Origin of the sequence: Paraflavisolibacter caeni (assembly GCF_025628885.1) — a bacterium.
GTDB lineage: Bacteria > Bacteroidota > Bacteroidia > Chitinophagales > Chitinophagaceae > Flavisolibacter > Flavisolibacter caeni.
This window is the reverse complement of record NZ_JAOTIF010000020.1, coordinates 25421-50297: the sequence shown is the minus strand read 5'-3', so window position 1 is coordinate 50297 and position 24877 is coordinate 25421. Positions and strand designations below refer to the sequence as shown.

General features: G+C 40.4%; 22 protein-coding genes. 7 read left to right on the top strand and 15 right to left on the bottom strand.

Features of this window, described 5'->3' with window-relative positions; all coding sequences use genetic code 11:
* Positions 1-23 precede the first annotated feature (23 nt).
* The gene (gene ppsA, locus OCK74_RS19915; RefSeq protein ID WP_279298841.1) at positions 24-2639 is read right to left on the bottom strand and encodes a phosphoenolpyruvate synthase; all 2616 of its coding nucleotides are present in this window, start codon (positions 2637-2639) and stop codon (positions 24-26) included.
* 54 nt (positions 2640-2693) lie between these two features.
* Here ppsA and OCK74_RS19910 point away from each other — a divergent pair, with 54 nt between their 5' ends.
* Positions 2694-3314, top strand: a complete 621-nt coding sequence (locus OCK74_RS19910; protein ID WP_279298840.1) for a hypothetical protein — start codon at positions 2694-2696, stop codon at positions 3312-3314.
* Between the two features lie 149 nt (positions 3315-3463).
* Here the strand turns inward: OCK74_RS19910 and OCK74_RS19905 are convergent, their stop codons facing one another.
* The 3 genes from OCK74_RS19905 to OCK74_RS19895 form a co-directional block, all read right to left on the bottom strand.
* Entirely contained in the window at positions 3464-3832 is a 369-nt protein-coding gene (locus OCK74_RS19905) for a nuclear transport factor 2 family protein (protein ID WP_279298839.1), read from the bottom strand.
* Between the two features lie 213 nt (positions 3833-4045).
* Positions 4046-4378 carry a hypothetical protein gene (locus tag OCK74_RS19900; RefSeq protein WP_279298838.1) on the bottom strand — a complete coding sequence of 111 codons (333 nt, stop codon included), beginning with the start codon at positions 4376-4378 and terminating at the stop codon, positions 4046-4048.
* Between the two features lie 136 nt (positions 4379-4514).
* Positions 4515-5879: an alpha-amylase family glycosyl hydrolase gene (locus tag OCK74_RS19895; protein WP_279298837.1), complete on the bottom strand. Its 1365-nt coding sequence runs from the start codon at positions 5877-5879 to the stop codon at positions 4515-4517.
* A gap of 491 nt (positions 5880-6370) precedes the next feature.
* Here OCK74_RS19895 and OCK74_RS19890 point away from each other — a divergent pair, with 491 nt between their 5' ends.
* A complete protein-coding gene (locus OCK74_RS19890) occupies positions 6371-7600 on the top strand; it encodes a purple acid phosphatase family protein (protein ID WP_279298836.1) in 1230 nt (409 codons plus the stop codon).
* A gap of 91 nt (positions 7601-7691) precedes the next feature.
* Here the strand turns inward: OCK74_RS19890 and OCK74_RS19885 are convergent, their stop codons facing one another.
* Entirely contained in the window at positions 7692-8042 is a 351-nt protein-coding gene (locus OCK74_RS19885) for a DUF2200 domain-containing protein (protein WP_279298835.1), read from the bottom strand.
* A 211-nt stretch (positions 8043-8253) separates the two neighbouring features.
* Here OCK74_RS19885 and OCK74_RS19880 point away from each other — a divergent pair, with 211 nt between their 5' ends.
* The gene (locus OCK74_RS19880; protein WP_279298834.1) at positions 8254-8922 is read left to right on the top strand and encodes a (4Fe-4S)-binding protein; all 669 of its coding nucleotides are present in this window, start codon (positions 8254-8256) and stop codon (positions 8920-8922) included.
* A gap of 149 nt (positions 8923-9071) precedes the next feature.
* Here the strand turns inward: OCK74_RS19880 and OCK74_RS19875 are convergent, their stop codons facing one another.
* A complete protein-coding gene (locus OCK74_RS19875; protein WP_279298833.1) occupies positions 9072-9980 on the bottom strand; it encodes an SDR family oxidoreductase in 909 nt (302 codons plus the stop codon).
* 484 nt (positions 9981-10464) lie between these two features.
* Between OCK74_RS19875 and OCK74_RS19870 the strand changes: the two genes are divergently transcribed.
* Positions 10465-12483 carry a hypothetical protein gene (locus OCK74_RS19870; protein ID WP_279298832.1) on the top strand — a complete coding sequence of 673 codons (2019 nt, stop codon included), beginning with the start codon at positions 10465-10467 and terminating at the stop codon, positions 12481-12483.
* A 125-nt stretch (positions 12484-12608) separates the two neighbouring features.
* Here the strand turns inward: OCK74_RS19870 and OCK74_RS19865 are convergent, their stop codons facing one another.
* Positions 12609-13157 (bottom strand): DUF695 domain-containing protein, encoded by a 549-nt coding sequence (locus tag OCK74_RS19865; RefSeq protein WP_279298831.1) that lies wholly within the window; start codon positions 13155-13157, stop codon positions 12609-12611.
* An 84-nt stretch (positions 13158-13241) separates the two neighbouring features.
* Here OCK74_RS19865 and OCK74_RS19860 point away from each other — a divergent pair, with 84 nt between their 5' ends.
* Positions 13242-14417, top strand: a complete 1176-nt coding sequence (locus tag OCK74_RS19860; protein WP_279298830.1) for a DUF3179 domain-containing (seleno)protein — start codon at positions 13242-13244, stop codon at positions 14415-14417.
* Between the two features lie 134 nt (positions 14418-14551).
* Here OCK74_RS19860 and OCK74_RS19855 read toward each other — a convergent pair whose 3' ends face one another.
* The 5 genes from OCK74_RS19855 to OCK74_RS19835 form a co-directional block, all read right to left on the bottom strand.
* Positions 14552-15160 carry a dihydrofolate reductase family protein gene (locus OCK74_RS19855; protein ID WP_279298829.1) on the bottom strand — a complete coding sequence of 203 codons (609 nt, stop codon included), beginning with the start codon at positions 15158-15160 and terminating at the stop codon, positions 14552-14554.
* Positions 15161-15336: 176 nt separating this feature from the next.
* A complete protein-coding gene (locus OCK74_RS19850) occupies positions 15337-16524 on the bottom strand; it encodes a serine hydrolase domain-containing protein (protein WP_279298828.1) in 1188 nt (395 codons plus the stop codon).
* Positions 16525-16821: 297 nt separating this feature from the next.
* Positions 16822-17301 (bottom strand): cupin domain-containing protein, encoded by a 480-nt coding sequence (locus OCK74_RS19845; RefSeq protein ID WP_279298827.1) that lies wholly within the window; start codon positions 17299-17301, stop codon positions 16822-16824.
* Positions 17302-17523: 222 nt separating this feature from the next.
* Positions 17524-18963 (bottom strand): beta-lactamase family protein, encoded by a 1440-nt coding sequence (locus OCK74_RS19840; RefSeq protein ID WP_279298826.1) that lies wholly within the window; start codon positions 18961-18963, stop codon positions 17524-17526.
* Between the two features lie 83 nt (positions 18964-19046).
* Entirely contained in the window at positions 19047-19700 is a 654-nt protein-coding gene (locus tag OCK74_RS19835) for a CPBP family intramembrane glutamic endopeptidase (RefSeq protein WP_279298825.1), read from the bottom strand.
* Between the two features lie 394 nt (positions 19701-20094).
* Between OCK74_RS19835 and OCK74_RS19830 the strand changes: the two genes are divergently transcribed.
* The gene (locus tag OCK74_RS19830; RefSeq protein ID WP_279298824.1) at positions 20095-20592 is read left to right on the top strand and encodes a cupin domain-containing protein; all 498 of its coding nucleotides are present in this window, start codon (positions 20095-20097) and stop codon (positions 20590-20592) included.
* A gap of 342 nt (positions 20593-20934) precedes the next feature.
* Positions 20935-21333: a VOC family protein gene (locus OCK74_RS19825; protein ID WP_279298823.1), complete on the top strand. Its 399-nt coding sequence runs from the start codon at positions 20935-20937 to the stop codon at positions 21331-21333.
* Here OCK74_RS19825 and OCK74_RS19820 read toward each other — a convergent pair.
* The 3 genes from OCK74_RS19820 to OCK74_RS19810 form a co-directional block, all read right to left on the bottom strand.
* Positions 21313-22686 (bottom strand): alpha/beta hydrolase fold domain-containing protein, encoded by a 1374-nt coding sequence (locus OCK74_RS19820; RefSeq protein ID WP_279298822.1) that lies wholly within the window; start codon positions 22684-22686, stop codon positions 21313-21315. The two genes, OCK74_RS19825 and OCK74_RS19820, sit on opposite strands and share 21 nt — an antisense overlap.
* 65 nt (positions 22687-22751) lie before the next feature.
* The gene (locus tag OCK74_RS19815; RefSeq protein ID WP_279298821.1) at positions 22752-23897 is read right to left on the bottom strand and encodes a DUF998 domain-containing protein; all 1146 of its coding nucleotides are present in this window, start codon (positions 23895-23897) and stop codon (positions 22752-22754) included.
* Positions 23898-24302: 405 nt separating this feature from the next.
* Positions 24303-24785 (bottom strand): YybH family protein, encoded by a 483-nt coding sequence (locus OCK74_RS19810; protein ID WP_279298820.1) that lies wholly within the window; start codon positions 24783-24785, stop codon positions 24303-24305.
* Positions 24786-24877 lie beyond the last annotated feature (92 nt).

Genomic DNA, 24877 nt, shown 5'->3' with positions numbered 1-24877 from the left:
GGGCTGCATTCTTACTTTGTTTGTCATAGTATTTCTACATATCCGTCCGTTCCATTCACCCGTATGTGCTGTCCGTCTTTGATCAGCCTAGTAGCATTTTCTACTCCGACAACTGCTGGTAAGCCATATTCACGTGCGATAACTGCTCCATGGGTCATCAGTCCACCTACTTCGGTGACCAGGCCTTTTATAGATACAAACAATGGTGTCCAGCTAGGGTCAGTAAAAGAGGTGACCAATATATCTCCATCTTCCAGGTCAGCATCTTCCATCTTTAAGATGATACGTGCCCGCCCCTCTATAACTCCGGAAGAAACAGGCAGACCTGCAATTGCTTCGGCCGGGAGATTTTCTCGCTTGTACGCACCTGTAATGATTTCACCGTCAGACGTGATAATACGTGGGGGAGTTAGTTTTTCATATAATTTGTACTCGTCTTTTCGTTCGTTGATAATCTGGTAATCCAGTTTATTGGTGCGTACCACTTCACCAAGTTCTTCAAAACTGAGATAGTAAATATCTTCTTTTTCATGAATAACCTTGGCTTGTACAAGTTGTCCGGCTTCTTTCAGTAAAGCCTGCTTATAAACAAAGTAACGGCTAACCATGCCGTATTTCGGATATTCTCGATAACCGATGTAATTCCGGATCAGGTCGATCATTCGTTTTGTTTCTTTGGCCTTTTGTTCACCATCTGGTAATTGCTTCAATCGATCTAATAACTCTTGTTCTTTTTTCAAAGCTTCCTGTCGCCCTTGCTCAAATCTCCGCTTGCTGGCACCAGGCTCAAAGTTTTTGATGTTACTGAGAATCATGGGGACAAGTGTAGTCGGTTTTTCGATCCAACGGGTTTTAGTAATATCGATTTCTCCAACACATCGCATTCCGTATTTGTTAAGATAAGTTTGGATAGCATCTCGGGTTTCCTGTCCACCATCTAACTTAACCAGTTCATCCAAAAAGTGATCATCTTTCACATGTTGCAAATAATCAATTACTTCCGGGTAAGGACGGATTACATCTGCGACATCCAATAGCGCCAGGCCCATTTCCGAAGTAATATTGTTTGGTACAGATTGGGAAAGCGTATCTGCTACGTTTTTCTCACCTAACCACTCCTTCATTTTTTCATTGATCCATGATGAAGCATTCATAGCAGTCATAATCACACCAAAACTTCGTGGATCAGTTAAGGTCTTCTTTAATTGCGGGATATCTTCCAGGATAAAATCAATTAGATCCGCACCTGATTTCGTTTGGATGTTTTGTTTTAACGCTTCTATCGCTGTTTGATTGCTCTCAATCAAATCAGGAACGATCGTCGGATCATATTCGATTTGTGTTTGAAAATCCGCAGGCGACATTCCTTTATTGCCTTTACCGGCACCCAATTCTTTTTGATCATTTGGTAACGATTGTATAAAATCTCCTCGCTCTAATATAGTCGTGAGTGCATCTTTGATAAGCGGATCGGATTTACCCAGGACATTTACCAAAAAGTCTCTTCTAACAGGTGAAGCCAGGTCATGTGTGATATCAACAAACAACCGTCCGCCTGCTTTATACATGGGTCGGGCAGCTGTTAACTGCCATAAGGATATTCCCAATGGTTTCATGACGTCGGTCATCATTTGTTGGTGACCGACAGATAAATAAACGTGATTTTCCTGGTCATTTGCATCAGGAATGGGATATAAAGTTGTGATCGGTCGACTCTGGACTATATAAAATGTATCATCAACCAAACACCATTCGATGTCTTGTGGGTAGCCGAAATGTTCTTCGATCTTTCTGCCCAAACGCTCAAGTTGCAAAATCTGCTCATCAGTCAGCGCCTGCCTGTTCTGCCGCTCAGGCTCAATCTCCTGTTCTACCGTACCGCCATCCTTTAAGGCATATATAGCCAGCTTCTTGGCGGATATTTTTTGATTGATAATCTTGCCTTTACGCACTTTGTAGACATCAGCATTCACTTTGCCGGAGACAAGGGACTCACCAAGCCCGAAGCTGGCATCAATGGATAACACTTTCCTGTTAGAAGTGACGGGATCGGCAGTAAACATAATTCCCGCCGTCTGTGGGTAGACCATCTTCTGAACAACCACTGACAGGTAGACTTTACGGTGGTCGAAGCCGTTTTGAAGGCGGTAAATTACTGCCCTCTCGGTAAATAGCGATGCCCAGCACTTGCTGATATGCTTTAATATTGCCTCCTTTCCAATAATGTTCAAATACGTATCCTGTTGGCCTGCAAAGGAGGCCGTTGGTAAATCCTCTGCAGTTGCGCTGGATCGTACTGCATAGGCATTTTTCTTATCAAGCCTGGAGAGGAAGTAGGTGATCTCTTCATTAATGTCCTGAGGAATAGCTATCCCTTCAATGACCCTGCGAATCTCACTGCTAAGGTCACTAAATTTATCCCGGTCTTCCACCTTTAGTAGTGATAACCGATCGAGCAACTCGTTAATCAACGGCCTTTCCCCAATCATTCTTTTAAAAGCATCAGTAGAAATACAAAACCCATCCGGTACGTTGATTCCTTCAATCCTGGCAAGTTCCCCCAGGTTCGCGCCTTTACCCCCAACAACTTTGAGTTTTGTTTTGTCAATGTCCTGGATACCAAACACAAATGAACTCATACTGCTAAAATATATCTTGTTTTCATAAAAAGAATTATTTATACTCGTGCTTGAATGAATCCGAAAATCAATAGGCAAGTCACAAAGATTGTTGCAGTAATTGCAAGCTTGTTTTTTTCAATTGTTGTTTCTGCCCAACAAGAAAGGAAGGGTCGTATATGGTGGGTAGCACCCCACTATACCTTATCCTCTTTGCGTGCCGGCGGTAGTTTTGAATTTATGTATGAAGTGCCTAAAACGTCAGCTCGGTTTATTTCTTTCCATTACAGTATACATCAACCATTTTCAAGAAATGTTCCTCCAGATTTTGAACGGGGATTTATCTTTAGCGACGAAAAGCTCACTGATCAGTTGAACACCTTTGGTTTTGGTTATGGCAGGCTACAGCATAATAAAACAAATTCGGTCATTATTACATATAAAGCTGGTGTTGAACTCGGTAGCCTGGATGAGACATCCAATTTTGTGGCGCATACATCAACCGGCTGGTTTAACCTTGGGCCCAATTATAATTATGATCAAACTCGCAAATTTGTAGGAGGAGTTTTTGGCAATGCGGCTGTTCTATTAAAAATCATTAACCCTATAGGCTTGAAATTTGGTATGCACACGGCCATATTGAGTAAACGGTCATACCTGGAGGCACAAGTGGGGCTTGCATTTGGACATTTATGATCATAAGCCACAACATAAACACCTTTTTTGCACACTCTAACGTTAAAGCATATGCAATGTCAGCGGTTCGTTGTTTTCCTTGTAAAAATATGTTTGGTCCGCAAGTGAGCAATTTAATGTCTTGGCCTTTGAAAAACGCCTTTGCATTCTTAAAACATTCCGTTTTCATTTACTGTATCGGCAGGAACAGCCTGTCCGAAGTCCCAAAGTTCAACGATTTTGTCTTGGTCAAAACGGAAGATATGTATTACCGCTACTCCTAAATCATTTGGGGTTTGTCGGACATGGGAATGAACTGCAACTAAGTTCTCGTCTTCCAATGCTCTTTGAATTTCAAAAATCTTGTCAGGATTTTTCTTTGCCGCTTCTTCCATTGCTGTCATCAAAGTAGGTCCGTCCCCTTTAAAGTAAACGTTATGGTGTTTAAAGTTTTCCCCGACATATAGTTGAAATGCTTCTCGTGATTGTCCTTTGGAAGCAAGTCTTAGAAAATCTTGTGCTTTTTCTTTTTTCGTCATGCTGTAAAAATTATCTCTTTGTTATTTGTAGTACCACCTATTACAACAACCGCTAACAGTTCTCTCAGATTTCTTTTCATCCAAATCGACATAAAATAAGTTTACCTCAAGGGTATGCTCCTACAGTGTAGACAATTACACAAATACCAAATCGGTTCCATTCTCAAAATTACCTGGAACACAACATAATAAAGATTGTTTTTTTTGGATTGCTTATTTTAAAGACGGTGGCAGCGGCGGTGGTGGCGGAGGGGCTTGTGGAGGTGTCCCATACTTATTTTCAAATGTTTTTCTCTGTTGTAAATCACCCAAATTATAAGTTTGAACCTTGCCATTTTTATGTCTGATAATTATTATTTTATTATCATTTTGCCAATGAACATCAGCAACAGTTGGATTCTTTTTCAAAAAGTTGGTCAACTCAGCTGGTTGATTTAAATTTTCCGGATTACCTTTTGGATGTGAGGAATCCTGTTGTGAATGCGCTTTTGTAACAAAAGCCGAGGCCATAAGCAATGCAACTAATAATGTTTTGAACTTGTTCATATGAACATTTTAGGATAAGATGCTGTTTTAGGTATTTTCCATAAAAAAATTTCGGGTTCAATAAAATTAAATGAGAAAAAGTGTTAATAAAGACATTTTTGGTTTGATATTTTGTCATTTTTTCTGCTTGTATAGCTTAATCTGAATTATATTCATACACCACATAACCCCATGGCTGCATATTCCATCCTTTGCTACTTAAAGGCTCTTTAATATCCTTAAAAACATTGTATGCGTTGCCAAATAAAGTTTTCTCTTTTATATTTATTGGCTGTCGATTATTGGAAAAATTAAGAATTACAAATACCTTTTTATTCCCCTTCTCTCTTACGAATGCATAAACTGCCTTATCATCTCCCACACTCACTTTTCTAAATGATGCATCAGCAGAAAGCGCAGCATTTCTTTTACGAAGATGAAGCAAGGTTTTATAAAATGTAGATCTTTGAAGTTTATCAAAAGTCATCGGGTCTTTATCAAAAAAATTTAATGCCCTTAGCACCGGTTCTTCCTGGCCACCATAAATTAAGGGAACACTATTAGCCATTGTTTGTGTAAATACTGCAAAAGGCTCATGTACATGACCAGGAAAAGTTCCGTAGTCTGCTTTGTTCCAGCTATTTTCATCATGGTTGCTGGTGAAGTACATTTGAATAGTATTTGCAGGATACATATTGTCATTTTCATGCTTAATGCTATCTAAGCCAAGTGCCGGTCTTTCTCCTTTTGCCACCTTCTCCATCATTTTAAACATATGCCATGGATAAACAGCATCAAAACCACTTTCAGGCAGATAGGCACTGTCACCTTCAGCAAGCATGAAAATACTTTTCATGTTCTTTAATTGAGGAATACATTTACGCCAAAAAGAAGCAGGAACGTTCCAGGCTACATCGCATCTAAATCCATCTATATCTGTATTTGAAACCCAGTATTTCATAGCCGCTATCATACTGTCCTGCATTACAGGGTTTTTATAATTCAATTGCCTGGTGTCTGCCCAGTCAACCGCTATCGCAGCTTTGCCGGTGCTGTCTTTTACAAAAAAATCTGGTTGCTCAGTAAGCCATCTGTGGTCCGCCCCAGTATGATTGGGCACCCAATCAATAATAACTTTCATTCCCTTTTTATGTATTGATTGTACCATCTGCTTAAAGTCTGCTATTGTACCAAATTCAGGATTAAGGGCGGTATAATCTGAAACGGCATAATAACTTCCTAACGAACCTTTCCTGTCTAACTTACTAATAGGGTTAATTGGCATAAACCAAAGTGTTTGTACCCCCATCTCTTTCAAACGGTCAAGATGTTTTACAAATGCATTTAAAGTTCCTTCTTCTGTATACTGTCGAACATTAACCTCATAAATATTTCCCTGCATTATCCAGGCTGGATGGCCATTGATAATTTCACTTTTACCATCGGTAGTTGTGTTAATTTGACAATAACCATAAGAAAATACAAGGAATTGTAGCAGGAGAATACAGAATATGTTTTTCATTATGAAAATTTAAATAATCAAAAATATTGCGTTAGACAGGCGTTTGGGCTGCGTACAACGGCTCCGACTTTCTGCTGTGCTGGCAGTAACATTCCGTCAGCCGATTCCCCTTTTCATTTTCTGACCCGCCTTTTCACCTTCTTCTGTATGTCTTTTACCACCCATGCAACTTGTGTGAATTGTAAGTCAACAGAAGTTTTTGTCGCTATTGTGTACATAAAATTGTTTTTGGATGAAATCATTTTGTGGGTTTTCTATAGCATGCCTACAACAGTATAAATTTACGAACCTCCTTGTTCAAATAGCCTCCCGTTTCGACATAATCGGTTCAAGGAAGATATGATAACCACTAAAATCAAGCAAACGATTGCGCAAATAAAGAGTGCATTAAATCAATAATTTGTCTTTGATCGGGTAGCCATGCCTTTCACGGCTGCAAATAGACGTTTTGTCCCGATTTTATTATGAACAAAAGAACCAGTTTTATAAACATGAAAAATGAAAACTCTTCCCGCCGTTCCTTTCTGACCAAGACTATTGCCGGAGTGACCGGCTCTGTGGTAGCCAGCAGCATTCCGGTTGCGGCATTGGCAGGAAATCAATACAGCAATGCTGTCCTTTCAGATGAATCCCATCGCTTCCTTACTCAGCCCTACCTCCAGGCCCCAACTACAAACAGCATGACGATCATGTGGCTGACCAACCAACTCTGTTTGAACTGGGTAGAATATGGCGAAACCGAGCAACTTGGATCCAAGGCACAACAATCCAAAAAAGGAATGTTGAATACCCATACCAGGATCAACTGTGTTTCCCTGCAACACTTAAAACCTAATACAAAATATTACTACAAGGTTTTTTCAAAGCAGATTATTGAATTCCAACCCTATAAAATGACTTTGGGTGAAACGATTAGTAGCGAACTATACCATTTTTCAACTCTTGATCCTAAGGCTGAAGAAGTGAACTGGCTGGTGATGAACGATATTCACGACAGGCCCAATTCGTTTGGAGATTTATTGAAAATAAATGGTGATCGTCCTTTCGACTTTGTATTTTTAAATGGCGACATGTTCGATTATCAAACTAATGAAAAGCAAATCATTGATCATCTATTGACTCCCTGTAGTGCCTTCTCTTCTACCAAGCCCCTGCTCTACGTGAGAGGCAACCATGAAACAAGAGGCCAGTTCTCGCGGGACTTTCTAAATTATTATTACAACTATAACAACAGCGAGTATTACACCTTCCAATGGGGACCAGTATTTGCCATCGTATTAGATACCGGCGAAGATAAACCTGATGACCACCCAGTGTATGCGGGCTCCGTGAGTTTTGATGCCTACCGTGAAGAACAGGCCATCTGGCTAGAGCAACAAATGAAGACCAAGGCCTACAAAAATGCAAAATTCAGAGTGGTGATGATGCATATACCTCATTTGCATTCGGACGACTGGCATGGCACCACTGAATGCAAACGATTATTCGGCCCTTTATTCGAGAAATACAAAATTGATCTGTTTGTAGCAGGGCACACGCACAAATATGGCCTGTATGAACCTTGCGAGGAACATTCTTATCATTTTGCGATTGGCGGAGGCCCCAATACCGGCAACAGAACACTTACACGAATTAATGCCAACACGAAAACATTGAAATTAGAAATGCTCAAAGACGATGGTAGTTTGATCGGAGAATTTATCCGCCCTACTAAAAGGTAGCGGCTGAGATCAATTCCGAGGGAGCTTATACTTAAAGAGGATGCCCGCTGGGGCACCCTCTTTTGTTTTTTCACCATAAATCTGATGTTCCTTAATTCCTTAAAATCTTTTCCATTGTCTTTCCTTTTGCCAGTTCATCCACCAACTTATCTAAATAACGGATCTTTTGCATAAGTTTATCTTCGATTTCTTCTACACGATAGCCACAAATTACACCCGTAATTTGTGAAACTTTTGGATTAATTTGGGGTGCCTGGGCGAAAAAGGTTTCAAAATCACTCTTCTTGTCTATATGTTGTTGCAATGCTTGTTGGTCATATCCTGTCAGCCAACAAATGATGGCATCTACTTCTTCCTTTGTGCGCCCCTTTTTCTCCGCTTTTTGAATATAGTGCGGATAGACACCAGCAAATGACATTTTAAACACTCTTGTATTATCCATTTAAGTGGTTATTATTGATCAAAGTTAATTTCATGTAGCCAGCCGCAAGTTAGTACTGTTGTCAAAGTGTTGCAGGCACTGGTTTGTTGTTGTGTTGCCATTTTGGACACCAAACCCAAATTATGAAATTTGTAATAAACTACCTGATAGTTTGATAACTTTGCTTGAACTTGAATACGGCCCATTAATTCCCAGTTTCAACTAAAAAACTATGGAATACAAAATGGAAAAGCCGGTGCACGGCGTTATAGGTACTGAAAAATATTCCTGCTCCATCGAATGGAGGAACGGAAATTTTATTTCTGATGAGCCTGCTAAAACAGGGGGTAATGATGCAGGTCCAGATCCTTTTACACTGCTACTATCCTCCATCGCCTCCTGCACACTGATTACGCTTCGAATGTACATTGAACGTAAAGGCTGGGATATTCCCTCGATTGTTGTTAATACAAATATGTTTAAGACAATACAGGGCGATAACATTTCCACATTTATTGATCGTGATATATATTTTCCCTATCCGCTGGAAGCAGAAAAGAAAAACCGGCTGCATGAAATTGCGCAGCACTGCCCTATTTCTAAAATCATTGAAGGCAACACCAAGGTGCGCACTTTTGTATATCACGAAGAGGATATCGATAAAAAAATAGAATACAGCAATAGCGATATCACTGTGGTTTGGAAACCGGAGCTGTGTAAGCATTCGGGTCGTTGTGTATCCCAATTGCCGGGAGTGTTTAACTTGAAAACAAAGCCCTGGATTACTATGTCAGGTGCAACAACAGAAACAATTATTGATCAGGTAAAGAAATGTCCCTCCGGAGCACTTTCATTTTTTTATAATAAGGAAGAAAAAAATCCACCTTCCCGACCACGGTAGCCACTTGGTTATTTCCTCTTTTTTTATATTTTCCTGCTGTAATAACTGATGATTGCGCCAACTCCACTGGGTTCGCATTAATGAAAAAATCTTTCGCCAGGTATTTGAACATAAAATCCCGGAAATCTCTCTGGCAAAGTACGCCAGGCTTAAATTGCTACTACCCTCACCTTTTTGGCATAATCCTGCACAGAGGTCAGTTGCATGGCAAAAGCATCAAGCGTGTGTTGCATGTCAATTTCACTTCCCCGTGCCACTTCCAGCATCAGTGCGGCAAAGGATTCGCTTAGGGGATCAGGGGCACTTTCTTTTTGTGCGCTTATTGCTTCTTCAGGCACAAATTGGAGCTCGAAGTTCTTGCCCTGGCTGGCCTCAAAAATACGCACTACTTCCAACGGGCTCAATGCCTCTGGCCCACCCAGCTCAATCATTTGGTTCTTAGCTGCCGGATGATCCAATGAGGCTACCGCAAATGCCGCTACGTCCTTTATGGCTATCCAGGAAATCCTGTTCCCGCCTTCCCCGTAGATGGTGGCTTTGGCATTGGGAAAATCAAACCCTAAGGCAGGACTGAGCCATATATCCATAAAAAAGGTGGGTTGCAAAATGGTATACTCCAGGCCGCTTTCAGCAAGCTGTTGTTCCACTTTACGTTTGGCTGTTTGCAGGGGAAATGGAGACGAAATGGAACAAAAGGACACATACACAAACTGGCTGACACCTGCAGCTACAGCCGTCTCAATTAAACTACTTTGTCCCTCGTCATCCACCGTTTGAATGGAGTCGCCCTCCTGCCTGGATAAGGTGGAAGAAACGGTTGAAATAACGGCAGAGACACCACGCAAAGCATGGTCCAATGAAGCCCTGTCCTTCAGGTCGCCTTCAATTGTTTCCACGCCCCATTCTTTTAATTGGGCAAGTTTGCTGGGGTCAGAAGTAGACCGCACCAAACCTTTTACGATCTTATTCTTTGCTTTTAACTGCCGGCAAATTTCACTGCCTAAAAAACCTGTAGCACCCGCTACAAGCACTGTTGGAGATTGGGATGTGTGGGGCATATTGATTTATTTTTGAAAGTTGAGCACACTACTGGTTGTAGCTTATTACACAGGTTTGGATGGTATGCTTTAAATGTAAACAACAAATTTTGTTGATGAAAGCTCTTAAGAAAAATACATACGTCGGGGGGACAACGCCCACCTTGTGTAAAAAAGTGCTGAGATATGACAGTGAGATATAACAGTTGGATATGCCTGTATTAAAATGACTGTATTATAGAGAATTGACTGTATTATAAAGAATTGACTGCATTAAGATAGCATCCCTACTCAAGGGGAGCCTAAGCTTAGCAATAACATATAATTTTTTATATAGATTAAATGTTTTTATTTTTATAGAAGACATGTAAGTATCTGTGTTTTTAATTGCTCGCCTGTCTTACCTATCTGCATTATGTTCATTTCTATTAATCCTAAAAATTACCAATAGATCCAACTATGAAGAGCTGATTTCGTCAGGTGATCAACATACAAACTTCTTAACATGCGAACCAGCTTTTTAAATTTGTCCCCGGCTATTGCTGTGATGGTATTTTTATTGCCTATTATTTCCTTTCAAGTTGTCTACACATCATTTACTGATCATAATGTAGTTGAGTTCAGCGCCACGAACAGGGCTTCTGCAGCGGCGCCTGGAGTATTCGATATGACAAAGGTTTCAGGCCATGCAAATATAGCTTTTGCCACTAACCATGAAGGTGGAACTTATTCTTCCGCTGGCAATATGCGGCCATTTGCATTGACTAAATTGATGGTCAATTTCCAGGATGCATCCACTGTCCCTCCTTCAGGTTGGTTGGCAGACTTTGGACAACCATATGGTTTGCGCACTTCAGCAAACCAGGGTACTGGCAATACATATGGATGGGTGAAGCGTTTGGATGGTTCGCCGCTTGATATGACTGCATATGGACGAAAAAGAACTACGCCTTCGGATTTGTTGTTGGCAACTTTTATACATATGCAGCCTGCCGGAGGCACTGAAGGAAAATGGGAGGCTTTAGTGGCCAATGGCACATACGATGTAACTGTGTCGGTAGGTGATGGTAGTTATATAGACAGCAAGCATTACATCAACATAGAAGGGAAGGCTGCCATTGTTAATTTTATTCCTACCACCAGTAATCACTTCAAGTCTGCCACTGTTACAGTCACTGTGTCGGATGGTAAGTTGACCGTTGATGCTATAGGTGGTACCAACACCAAGATTAATTATATTTCAATTCAGCCTTCTACTCCAAAGTTAATAACAGTGAGCCCTTTGAAAATATATGATAATGATGTTATAGGAGGTGCTGTTGGTATTAATCGAGTGATTACCATTAAAAATACATCTAACATAAACGTGCTATCAGTTTCTAATATTTCTTTAGCTGGTACTAATTCTAATCAATTTGTGTTAGGTAATCTACCTTCATTGCCTGTTTCTATAAATCCGAATAATTCAATCAACATTTCCGTTGCTTTTAATCCTTCCTCTACAGGAATAAAGACAGCGACAGTAGACATTAAGAGCAATGATGCTGTTAACCCAACTGTTTCTGTATCTTTAAGAGGATTGGGTACCTCAGGGACAGGTGGAACAAATGAGCCTTCATTACAGGCAATTTTAAACTTGCTTGAAATTCCTGTTTCGGTCGGTGATGATAATGTTTCTACCACAGTGATCAACAGCAATACAACAGCGCAGAAAGCACCTCTTTTAGGAGAGGAGGTGAGTATTCAGCAATTTGTTAAGGCTGGTACAGGCAATGTTACCATTGAACCATTGGATGTTTTTGGGCCTACAACAGTGAATCCGGTTGTAGGTCTAGGGTGGTACCATTCTGGTGATATTACTTCAAGGCTGGAACTATTTTCAGTTTCAAATAGCCCAGCTTCAAATGGTCAGACAGTAAATGTAAACTATACGGGTACGCTTTCATTTGACCCAGGAACTACTTCCTTTGGATTCTATTCCCGCTGGCCTTTCTTTAGCAACAGGCATCTCTATAGCGAAGACAACCTGAATACCTTTACCGGAAGTATTCCTCATCACGTACGCGTGTACCCATACAAAAATCAAAATGGCGTTGTATTGCCGTCTACCTATATAGTAGCATTTGAAGAAAATACATCAGGCTTTGATTATCAGGATATAGTATTTGTTGTTAAAAACGTAAAAAAAGCCGCTCAAGCTGTCTCTGTTAATGTGGGACCAATAGCGGATGCAAATACCAATTCTGGTAATGAACAGACCATTTCAGGTGCTTACATTGAACAAAATGTACCTAATCCTTTTAATAACAGCACTATAATTGGTTATTATGTTCCTCAGGAGGCTTATACTTTTAATTTACATATAACGGATATGCGAGGTACTGTAGTGAAGACTTTGAACCTTACTAAAGGAAAGGGCCAGGTCATCATCAATAATAAGGAATTCACTGAAGGAACTTATATTTATAGCTTATGGATAGATGGCAAGCAAGTTGATAGTAAAAAAATGGTTTTGCTCAAGTGATGGAGTGGCCTCAACAGAGCCAGTAAGATATGATAATTCTAATTTTTTTGTAAATCCACAATCCCAGTTCGGATTTTCCGAAAACAGTTCAGCCTTTCTTAAACTCTATATTGACAACTAGGTTCTTATTTGAAAAAAAGTTTGAAATGGTCAAACGTCCGCCAACGTTTGTCTTTAATGATCTCAAAGGTGATTGAGAGCTTCTCTTTGAAATCACTTTGAACTTTATAGAGAATTTTTGAGGGTTTTCGAAATTCCTTACAAGCTAAATAAGTTTGTATGAGGCCTCCAGCAAATTGTCTGCCGATGAGTGCGTAGCCTTCATTATCTTTTAATTCATCGAAAATGCAACTTTCTATCTCCATTAGCAGTCGGAGGATTTCTTTTTCTGACATTCCATTGTTTTTGCCTTTATCATATTGCACCTCAACAATTAAAATCCAGGGATGGGAAGCCTTACAGTCCCACCGCAACAGGTCTGCATCAATAGTGGCGTTAAGGGGGACCCCGATTTCATGTCCAGCTTTTATTTCGCAGTATTCAGGATATTCCTCATCGTACCAGACATCTTCGTACTTTTCAATAAATTCCTTTTGCCGCCACTTCAGATAGTTCTTTAGCTTTCCTATAGGGATTAAATCTTTCTTAGCGTTATCTCTCCCAGTGGACGGCACTTTACCACAGTATGAGAAAGGTATTGTAAAGTAATTCCTATCTTGCTGAAAGTTTTTATGCAAGGCACACAAATCAATCACTAAATGAAAACATTTGTTTTACCCCTTGGCTTGTTGCTATTGCTTGCAGCAGAGATCCTGCGCGTATATTTTATTATGCCCTTTCCTGGCAGCCAGCAAAGCAACACGATCACTATTGCCTATTGGCTCGACCAAAACATTTTGTGGCTCCGCTTAGTACTTCTTGCCGTTATTGCTTATCCTGCAATTCTTGTGTTTCGCCAGCGAAAGCGGAGGGTGCTCCTGGGATTTGTGCTTTTGTTATACGGCCTTGTTTTTTATTTTTTCAACTTCCGCTTTTTGGCAGAGAAAATGTTTTACCAGCCCCGCATTAAAAGTTTTTCTTCGGCAAAGACAAATAAGGTTAAAGAAGACAAACTGGTGTTGGGTGTGGAAATTAACGGAGAGGCAAAAGCGTACCCCTTGCAATTGATCGGCTATCATCATCAGGTTAGGGATACCGTTGGTGGCATGCCTGTAATGGTGACGTATTGTACGGTTTGTCGCACTGGCCGGGTGTTCAGTCCTATGGTGAATGGTAAGAACGAAACCTTCCGCCTCGTAGGCATGGATCATTTCAATGCCATGTTTGAAGACGCATCAACGAATAGCTGGTGGCGACAAGTTTCCGGTGAAGCCATTGCTGGTCCTTTGAAAGGGCAAACACTGAAGGAACTCCCCTCGCAACAAATGACCTTGTCAGCCTGGCTGCGCCAACATCCAACATCAACGGTGCTTCAGCCGGATACGTCGTTCACCAAAGCATATAAAGACCTTGCAGACTTTGATAAAGGAACCATCAAGAGCAACCTGGAAAAACGTGACGTTCATTCTTGGCAACCGAAATCCTGGGTTATTGGTGTTGCCTTCGGGAAGGAAGCCAAAGCCTATGACTGGAACGAGCTTGTTTCCAAACAAATGATTCAGGATTCGCTTCCCGGCTTGCCCTTGCTCATTGCACTGGAAATCGACACCGCTTCTTTTCATGTTTGGAACCGGAATGTCAACGGTTCCATGCTCCAATTTCAAAAGCAAGGAAACATGCCGTTGCTTAAGGATGTGAACACCGGTTCAACCTGGGATATGAACGGCGTTTGTTTATCTGGTATGATGAAGGGAAACCGGCTGCAGCCGGTTCAAGCCTCGCAGGAGTTTTGGCATTCATGGCAAACCTTTCATCCCAACACAAAAAATAAATAAGAAGATAAGTGAATAGGAGTCCTATGGAAAACATTAACCTTTAAGTAGCCTCTTTAAAACGTCGGTAATGCAATCGTGGTTCGGCCTCCATCTCCCCCTAATGAAACAATTATTTTTTCTCATTTTATTTCTTCTTAAGCTCCAACAGTACCTGTCTTAACTTTTCCAGCTCGCTTGTAATTGGCAATAATAACTCCACTTGGTGTAACAATACTCTCTATTAATGTAAATGCTGCCGGAATCGTTCCATTGTCAAAAAGCTTTTTTCCCTTACCTAAAGTCAAGGGGTGAATTTTGAGTCTGAGTTCGTCTACAAGGTCATTCTTAAGTAGCAGCTGAACGAGCTCACCGCTACCCCAAACTTGAATGTCAGAGCCTTTTGAATTTTTGAGCTTTTTGATATCTGCCAGGTTTTTTATTACTACTGAGTTTTTCCACCCGGTAACTTTCGGGTCCGACTTTTTCATGCTTTTGGAAAACACGTATTTTGTGCCTTCATTAATACCCGGCCAAGAGTCTCCATGTTCAGGCCAGTAGTCGGCCCAAATCTCAAATGTTTTTCTGCCCAAAAGATAATTTGCAGGTTTCAGCTCTTTTTGCACCACCTTACCATAAACTTCGTCAGAATACGGTGCCACCCAACCGCCATATTTGAAACCGCCCGATGTATCTTCCTTAGGTCCACCGGGCGCCTGCATGACTCCATCCAATGTGATCATTGATAAAACAATTATTTTTCTCATATTATTTCACCTCCCCTTTTAATGTATTCTTTAAAAGCTTCTTCAATATTGCTTTTGTTACAAATGTTGAATTTACAACTGTCTGCCCCACCATTGCCAAACCGATGTTAGCGGGTTGGGCTCCTTGTTATTGACATATTCGTTTAATTAGTTTGTTCGTTTGTTTGAACTATCAGTTAAGTATTCTCTTTGCTATAATTTGAAAAAATATCAATTGCTTCGTATAATTCAAATCCAATACCTTGTGCAAGTTGTTCTGGTTCTGTCATGCTGTGTGTTAAGAATATGGAAATAGTTTTTTTTGCTCGGTCCGCTGACCACCAACCACCATATGCGCCTGGCCAGCCAACTGTGCCAATTGAGCCCGCACAGGGAATTGATCCATATTGGCTTTCTTTCACTACCACCGCAAGCCCCAAGCCAAAGCCATAATAGTCTCTAAAGATTGGTGCACCCATTAATTTTGAATGTTCTCTTTGAGAAGGGGTCAACTGATTAGTACACATTAAGTCAATGGTTTCCTGTTTTAAAATTTGAATACCATTTGAACTTCCATTTTCTACAAAAAGTATTGCAAATTTTAAATAGTCGCCTATGGTTGACCAAAGTCCTCCACTGCCTGATTCAAATTCTAAATTGCTGGGGCGTTCTTTGAAAGCCATTTTTGATGGAACGGTTTCAAGATTTACTAAATTACCTGATTCGTCATAACCCATATTTGAGGCACATCTATTTTTTTTGTTATTTGGAACATCAAAAAAGGTATCCCTCATCGCTAATGGAATGAATATCTTTTCTTCCATTACTTTGCCCAGTGATTTTCCTTCTATCCTTGAAATGAGAATACCCAATAAATCAGTAGCCTTGCCGTAATTGAATATTTCACCCGGCTGACTTACCAGGGGTAAACTTGCCAATCCATTTATCCATTGATCAATTGTAAGTTCTGAGTCAATGTCGCCTCCTAAAAACTTAATGTAGTCATCTCTAAGTTTTCCTTTCTGAAATCCACTGTAAGTAAAACCTGCCCTGTGTGTTAGTAAATCAAGTATAGTAATGAGTCGGTTTGCGTCTTCGTATTCCCCAGGCTCATTTTTTTGGACTTTCATATTCCTAAATTGAGGAAACCATTTAGTTATCGGATCGTCCAGGTTTAATTTCTCCTCTTCATACAACATCATTGCGAGTACTGAGGTAATTGGTTTTGTCATGGAAGCAATTCTAAAAATCGTATCAATGGTCATTAATTCATATGTCTCCAAATTCTTGTACCCGTGACTTGCTTGATATATAACTTGTCCATCTTTCCAAATAATACAGTTAACTCCGCCCAACTTTTTATTATCTATTAATTTTTTAAACATTTCTCATCTTTTGTCTGAAATTCTTTGGATTCTTCTCAGCCTGACCGCTGACGGCTCCGCATTGGCGATGAGACGTTATTCATTGCTCGTCCAGCACGGAACCGATGTTGAGTTAATTTACGAAAGCTTATTGTTTATTCTTAAGCCGGTGTTATTCGTTAGTCGAAACCAAAGCTGAGTAGCGATATGTTATAGACTGTTCTGGAGTCGCCCCGCCCTATTGCCAATGCAATGTTAGCAACCGTGCAAACTGGAATTTAACGGTGTCTATACCTCCTATTAACAATACATGAGTGCTTATTTGTTCCGTGGTCTGTAAACATCAACCTCCAGTAATTTTATAGTGGTATTACCGATATTTCGGGCAGAGTCAGTTATTGGACCATTTACAAACCCTTCACCTGTTTTAAACTCCGCCGGAATACCCTTTTCGGCACCGGGAATATCTTTTGAATAAAGCATCACTTTACCTCCCTGCAATACATAGATGGCATGATCGGGGTGTCTATGCAGCGGCGCGAGTTCTCCGGGTTTTACCCACGATTCGAACATTTTTATGCCCAGCGAGTCTTGCAGTAGTTTGGCATTTGCCCCCGCCACTGTTAATGGATCTAGCGCCAGGTCGTATGCAGGCATGGAAGTGGTATCTCCGGTTGCGACAACTTGAGTTGTGTCTTTATCACTATTTTCTGAAGTGGTTGCAGATTGGTTACAGCTAATCAAAAACAAGATTGAAACCAATACCAGAAAGCGAATGTTGGTTTTGATTTGTAGCATGTTGTGATTTTTTAAAAATGAAGAATAAGTTGTGTTGAGAACATTTCCATTAGGATGTTAGTATGGCTGCCAACGTTTCTTGCAGCTTTGAGAAGGCAGGAAAGTCTGGGTTACTATCCCTTAACAATTGCATTGCTGCTGAATCGTAATTTATAAGTTAAATGTAGTACAATAGCCCCCTGCTTTCTCAAAATTGCTTGTTTGCGGTTGTTTTTCTTCCTATCAACCACTTTTAAGTTTTTCAAGTATGTAAGTCCAATGAGGATTCTGCGAATCTAGTTCAAATGCCTTTTCAAAATATTTAATAGCCAGTTTTTTATTCTTATTCCGTTTGTAGGTTTCTCCTAAACTTTCGTAAACAAGCGTGGACTTCGGATACTCCTTTAAATTCAGTTCGTAGATTTTTATGGCTTCTTTTATTCTTTTATGTCTTCTCAATTCATCCCCTAAATAATTGAGCTGATTTTCATTAAAAATGAATGATGCATTTTTTGATGCTTTGAGCTGCTGATACAGTTCAATGGCAACATCAACTCCAGTGGTTTGAATGGTTGTTCTAAGTGTATCTAATAAAGCCCATGGATACTTATATGGCTCAACTTTATGAGTGGGATCCAAGATATGCCAACCAATATCTGTTACAGAATTGTTTGAGTTAGACAAAACAATTACTCCAATTTTATTTTTTTTGTCTATCCCTAAAAAAGTGCGGTATCCGGCTGTTCCACCATCCTTGAAGAGATGATACTTTCCATCATCATTCGAAAGCGTCCAACCCATTGTAGTATAGGTATCATTCCCATCTTTTTTTGCTTGTAGAATATGGGTCAATTCCATTGCAGGAAGCAAGTCTGTTTTAACGAGTCCCAAATTGGCTTCCGCAAAAGTGAGTAAATCATTTACGTTGGAACGCAAAGCACCCGCTCCTTCTAATGCGGGTAAATCCGTAAAGACTGTAGGTTCCCCAAATTCAGTGTGTCCTAAAGCTATATTTGATTTCAGTTTTGCTGTTAATGAAATAACAGTACTATTCATGTTTAACGGCTTGCAAATTTCTTGCTTTACTAATGTCTCAAAATTCTTTTGCGCGACTGTGGCTAATATATTGCCTAATAGTCCATAACCAATGTTCGAATATCTCCACTTTGAGTCAATGTCAAAATCAGGTTTAAAATTTGATGTGTATTCATACAACTGACTTACCGTATAATCAGCATATGGATTATCTAAATTTTTGGGGTCAACATTGTAGGGAAAACGAGGCATTCCTGACCTATGGGTTGATAAGCTAAGCAACGAAATTTCTTTTCCGTTTCTTATAGGTGTTTTTACAGTTTTTGGAAGAAATTTTGAAATAGGATCATTAAGATTTAATTGTTGTTTTAAACTCATATCTGCCAATAACAACGACGTGAACACTTTTGTAATGGACCCAATTTCATAAATTGTATTGCCATCTGGCAGAGTAGGATTTCTATCACTTAATTTACCTTCAGCAAATATTTGTCTGCCATTGGCATCTACAATTCCAACGATAATACTCTTACTTCTTTTGTTGGCGACCTCCTGTTTAATGATCGCTTTTATACTGTCAATAGGTATTTGCCCAAAAACAATATTAGTTGCTGCAATTAGAAAAGTAAGTATTAAATATCTTTTCATTTCATTCTTTGTTGTTTGTTGTAAGGACTGCAGTCAGTCAAAATAACATCTAACGAGTCGGTAGTTGTTCTTCATAAGAATCTCTAAATCGCTATTCCAAAGTAAATCATCGTCAAGGCAATGGTGTCATAAACCGCATGTGAAATAATGGGATACCATAAATTTCCTTTGTAACGCCATAACAAAAATGTCCAAAACAAACCTCCGAGAGCAGAAGAAATAATACCAAAAATTCCTTGTTGCCAATGATATACTCCAAACAAACTACTTGTCAAAAATCCGGCTAGCCAAAATGAATGTCTCGATTTGATAAACCATCCACGAATTATTGTCTGAATAAACCCACGAAAAACTATTTCCTCGTAGAAGCCACCAATTATCCAGGCTGCAATAAGTGTGATAATTAAGTTTGATAATTTCTTTCTAATGAAATCGTATTCCGTATAGGGCTCTATAATAAAAAAATGAGTTATGAACGGATGATAAACCCATTTATTAAAAGCAATCCAAAATAAAGCTGATAAAATTCCTATAACAAAAGTATGAGTAGTTAAGCCGTTACGTTTAAGCCCTAGGTCTGGTAACGTCTTCTTTTGTCTGCGTAAATAAATAACGATAACAGCCAAACAAACAATAGCATAAGAATAAAACGGCAGCGGAACAACATGAGGAAATAAAACAAGAAATGCTATGATGAAAGCTTTTAGTATGTCCTTCCCAAAACTCTTAATATTCATGAAGTCATTTTACAATTACCGCCAACGTTTCTCGCAGCTTTGCGATGGCAAGAAAGTCTGAGTTACTGTCCTCAACCTTTGCATTGCTGCTGAATCATGGTTAATAGCTTAAAGATAGTGTTTAGTATAAAAATATGGTTCCTTTCGCCGCTGGCCTGTACCCCAGCTAAACGTAATGTTTCTTGCTATCCATAGGTTTCTGGAACTGCCGCCTGTCATATCTTTAATAAGTATTATTATTTAGCTTTGTACTGATTCCTTCCTGGATGCTACTGCATGGATATAAGTACAAAGCAGATACGGGCAACAATGGCTGAAATAGTGGGAGGCATAATCTTTCCCGAAAGGAATTAGGATAATCCCTGTTACTTATTCACCATTAAAATCAAATATTATGATCCGCATCACTTCTAAAATACTCCTGTTGAGTCTGCTTGTTCTTGCCAGCATGAAGGCCACAACTCAGCAGAGCCATTCGGATACTGCTATGCATAGTGGACACATTATGGTAAATGAGACAAGCCTTAAGTGGATGACGGCACCCCCTTTTCTTCCTGCTGGCGCGCAGTTGGCAGTGCTGGAAGGTGATCCTGCACAAAACGGACCTTTTGCGCTTCGGTTACTGATGCCGGCCAACTACCGTATTCCGCCACATACCCATCCAACCATTGAACACGTAACCGTGGTAGAAGGTAACTTTTATATGGGTACAGGAACAACGATGAATACGGCTACAGCTATGGAGCTCAAGCCGGGAGGGTTTGCCGTGATGCCCGCTGAGTTTACACATTATGCCTTTACCAAAGGAAGGACAATCGTACAGGTTCATGGCATGGGACCATTTGCCATAAAGTATAGCAACCCTGCAGATGATCCAAGAAACAAAAAATAAGAAGACCAGCAGCCAGTAATACACTACCGGTCTCTGGCCCTGTACTATAGTGAACAGCTCAAAAGAGGAAAGAATGGCAAGGCCGCTATTGTGAAGGTGGCTCGTAAGCTACTAAGCCGTATTCGTTGTGTATTCATGTTTCATTAAAATGTTGCAACTAAAAGTTTCTTAAATACAAAGTCCTTGTCTTGAAAAATTAATGCCCCCAAAATTTTTTTATCAATTTCGAATGCGTCTATCAAATTTGAGTTATTAAGTCCCCAAAAACGGCACCTGCTCAAAACATCAAACTGATATACTACATTGGCATGTTTACTGCATATTGACTCAAAATTCAACAATATGAAAGCGAAAAAAATATGGGCTAATTTTAGTGTAAAAGATGCAAAGCGCACCAATCAGTTCTACACACAACTGGGTTTTACTCCCAATAAGCCAAACAACGATCCTCAACTAGCTAGTTTTCTTTTTGGTGAAGATGATTTTGTGATTCATTTTTTTGAACAGGGTTCACAGATAGATGAATATTTAACATCCGGGTCAAAAACTACCAGCGAAATTATATTCACACTTTCTGCAGAAACAGAGGCGGAAGTGAAAGAATGGGCAGAGAAGGTTAAAAACGCCGGCGGCACTATTTTTCACGAAGTGGGCAGAGACGAAACCAATCATTATGGTTTTGCCTTTGCTGATCCTGACGGTCATAAATTTAATGTACTATTAATAGCAGAAGGGATGTGATAAAATCTTGGGTATTCGAGAAACAACTGGTTCTCTTATAGCCATGATAGCCAGAAAGCGTTCTACATCATAAATGGCATTATGTGCTGCCGGAGATATTTTGGGCAGGATGTTGTCAAAACCATGATCAGTTTGTGGTATAAGATGCATTGCAACAGGTACACCTACTTCCTTCAAACATGAATGCAATTGGCGGATTGCTTTCACAGGAGCCAGTATATCCTGTTTGCCATGAATAATCAGGGTTGCCGGACAATCTTGGTGTACATAGGTGATTGGAGAAAACAAAGAGTAAGCTTCGGGCTTCTCATCAGGAGTTCCACCAAGCATTGGTGTTAACATACCTGCTTCTGCATCCTTATCAAACCCAAGACGATGAAAATCTTTTCCCATCCTTTTCTGGATCCATGATGGCATGCCGCCTGATTTATTCTTTTTGCTAAGTGCCGAATGTGTAGTCAAATGCTGACAGGTATGATAATAAGTAGCAACTAGATCACTTTGTCCATATAATGATATCACGCCATGAACACGAAGATCAACCTGTTGTAAATCCACTGGCGTGAGTAGCTTGCTGGTAGCGGTATAAGCAGCAAGCATAGCAAGATGGGCGCCGGCAGAGCCTCCACCAATTATAATTCTCTCCGGGTTTATACCATAAGTTGCAGCATTGGCTTTCATCCACGCAATAGCATGCTTGGTATCATGCACCATACCCATAAAATCAGCCTCCGGGAAAAGCCTGTATGCCACATCCATGATCACATGCCCCTCCGACGCCAGGTGCCTGAAAAAAGTTCTTGTTCCATAATCTTTATCTAACATGGTCCATGCACTGCCATGCAGGTAAATAAAAGCAAGCCCCGAATGTTTTATGTTTTTTGGCGGTTGCCATATATCGCACAACAAACTGCGGTCTTTACCAGGAATGGTATAGAATGGAATATCCTGTTCAAATATGGGTTCAGGAGACTTCGGAAGCCACAGTACGTAACGTTTGGAAAGTAATAAAGATTTTCTTTCCGGCTCCATACGGCTTTCACTGTTGTCATCAAACATATTTTTCAAACCCGTAGAAACATCCGGCGCTCTTGTCGTTTGAACAATGTGAATTAAATAAAGAAAGACACTGCAACCGCTGATGATAATCACTGGTGTTGAATAGAAGACTAAGCCGATAGCGCTGACAAATAGGCTAAAAGCAAACAACAATGGCGAAAGAGCAGATGTAAAAACCTTTATTAGCCAGAGAGGGACTGTAGTGGGCTGTCTTAGCCTCACTAAAGCAAACCTCGTTATCAGTAAATTGACCGATGCGAGAAAAATAATCAGGATTTCCACAAAGAGTTTCATAACAAAACAGTTTATTTGTGTTTTGCATATTTTCTTTCGACGCCATTATTTTGTGTGCCGGAAGTTTATACAAACTTTGGCGTTTTGCTTTTATCCTGTTTCACACTTCTTGTTTCGTTGCTTGGTTGCTCATAAGTTTTCTTATTCCTTTGCTCCTGCAGGAGAACAATGGCCAACACTACAACCCAAATCAAAAAAAGGCCAATATCTATACGCTCCCAAACACCGATCAGCGGAGTGGGTTCATTTTTGGCAACACCCGACACTTCTTTAAAAGTTAGTACACCGAAAACAAGAACTAGTGCAAGCGTCACAATGGAATAAACCCGGAACCTTTTTCCAAGCGCCGCTGCTGAAAAACCCAATGCAAGCAGGTAAATGAGATTGGTAACCGCTGCAAGAATTTTGTGTAAAGTATCAGAGAAGGTACCTCCGCCTGCGGCCAGTGTTTCTCGAAGGTGCATTGGAGCGAAGGGCCAAAGAAATCCCAGCGCACCGTAAGCAAGCAGTAATTTCCCGGCAATGCGCAACCAATGATTTTCGCCAGCAGCCTTCAAGACACCCCAGCCAAAAGCAAGTATGAGGAAAGTATAAGGTGTGGCAAGAATCGCCCATAACTTTCTCGTTGGTGCACCGATGGCAGAAAGCTCACTCGGCACTCGGGACGCCAAACTATACCCCTCCCATTGCAATGGAACAATAATGTTTATAGCAAAATAGAGCACCGAAGACAGAATGCCGCAAGAAAGCAAAGCCTTTTGTTTATATGTTGAAGGAACCAATGGTAGTGCAGCAAGTGCTCCCACTACAACTGGCAATCCCCACATAGCGTGCAACCAGTGGAGCTCCAGCAATACAGCGATCTCGATCCAAAACCAAAACAGCATTCCCAATAAAGCAGTAACCGCCATAATCCAGTCAAAGCGGGTCTTGCGCAGCACTGCGAAAAAGGCTGCTGTGTTCAGAATACCCAATGCAAATAGGAGGATACCTGGAATTAGGAAATCTGAAAAACTGCCGTGCATAATTGCTACCGGCATGTCCATCAAGCTACCGTCCGGTGCTGCTACCAGCAGACTGCCGCCGACCAACGCTCCGGCGCCTTCATAACCAAGAACGAAAAGCAAAATAATCCGCTGCCATTTGGATTGACGGAAGAGCTTTTCCTGCGGAAGTACCTCATGGGCGGGCATGAATAAGGGTGCTCGCATGGCATACCGTTTAAGTATAGGTAAGCAAGTTCCGATAATGATGATGCATGTACAATGATGCCAGTCAGTATAAATGATGACGGGTATTAGAAAGGTGTTCAAGCCCTCTGGGGCAAGCAATTATTGAAAATTGGCCACCATACGACTCAACAATAGTATCAAGTTTTTGGATATTGTTTAGTACCTTATAAAAAGCTTCAGTCTGTCAACACCAGTTGTACTATTGAATAAATAATCTGCAAACTGTACATTAAATTAAAGATTGATGGCTCCTATGACAATTGCCACCAACTCAGGTATTGCCGAAGGCACGGATTTGGCATTCCTGATGTTGAAAAATGATTTATAGCTTACAGTTTGTTCATCAGCCTCATAGTCTTGCGTCAGCCTTGCTTTTGGCAATATTCAGTTAGGCGTTGTTTCTTGGTTTTGTGTTGCGTCAGGAGTTGAAATATCTACTACATTTTTCCAAGTGCCATCACTTTGTTTTCGCCAAATACTAACGGCCTTGCTATGTTGCGTTACCGTTTTTCCGGTCGAATCAGAAAAAGACACTTGTGTGTTTTCTATAAGATAGGCCATGTCACCACTTTCTGACACCTCCACGCTTTGCGGTTGCCAACTTATACGAAATCCTGGAATTTTATAACTGTCTATGACCATTTGTCGTATTGCCTGTTTTCCTTTTAACGGCGGTTGTGCCGCTGAGACCATATATGCATCGTCTGACCAATAGCTAACTGTTTTTTCTACATCACCGGTTGAAGCTATCTGTGACCACTCCCGGCTTAATTGCATTACCTTTTCTCCCTCTGCTTTTAAGTCAACTTTCGGCTGACTACAACTTACAGTTGCCAGAACAATTATGACAAGTAGGATTTCTTTCATGTTTTACGTTTTGGTCTAGAACAGTAAAAGGTAGCGAAGATTTCCAATAATGCCTAACGGTTTTAGGCGGTTGGTGAAAGCTGGGTAGTCTG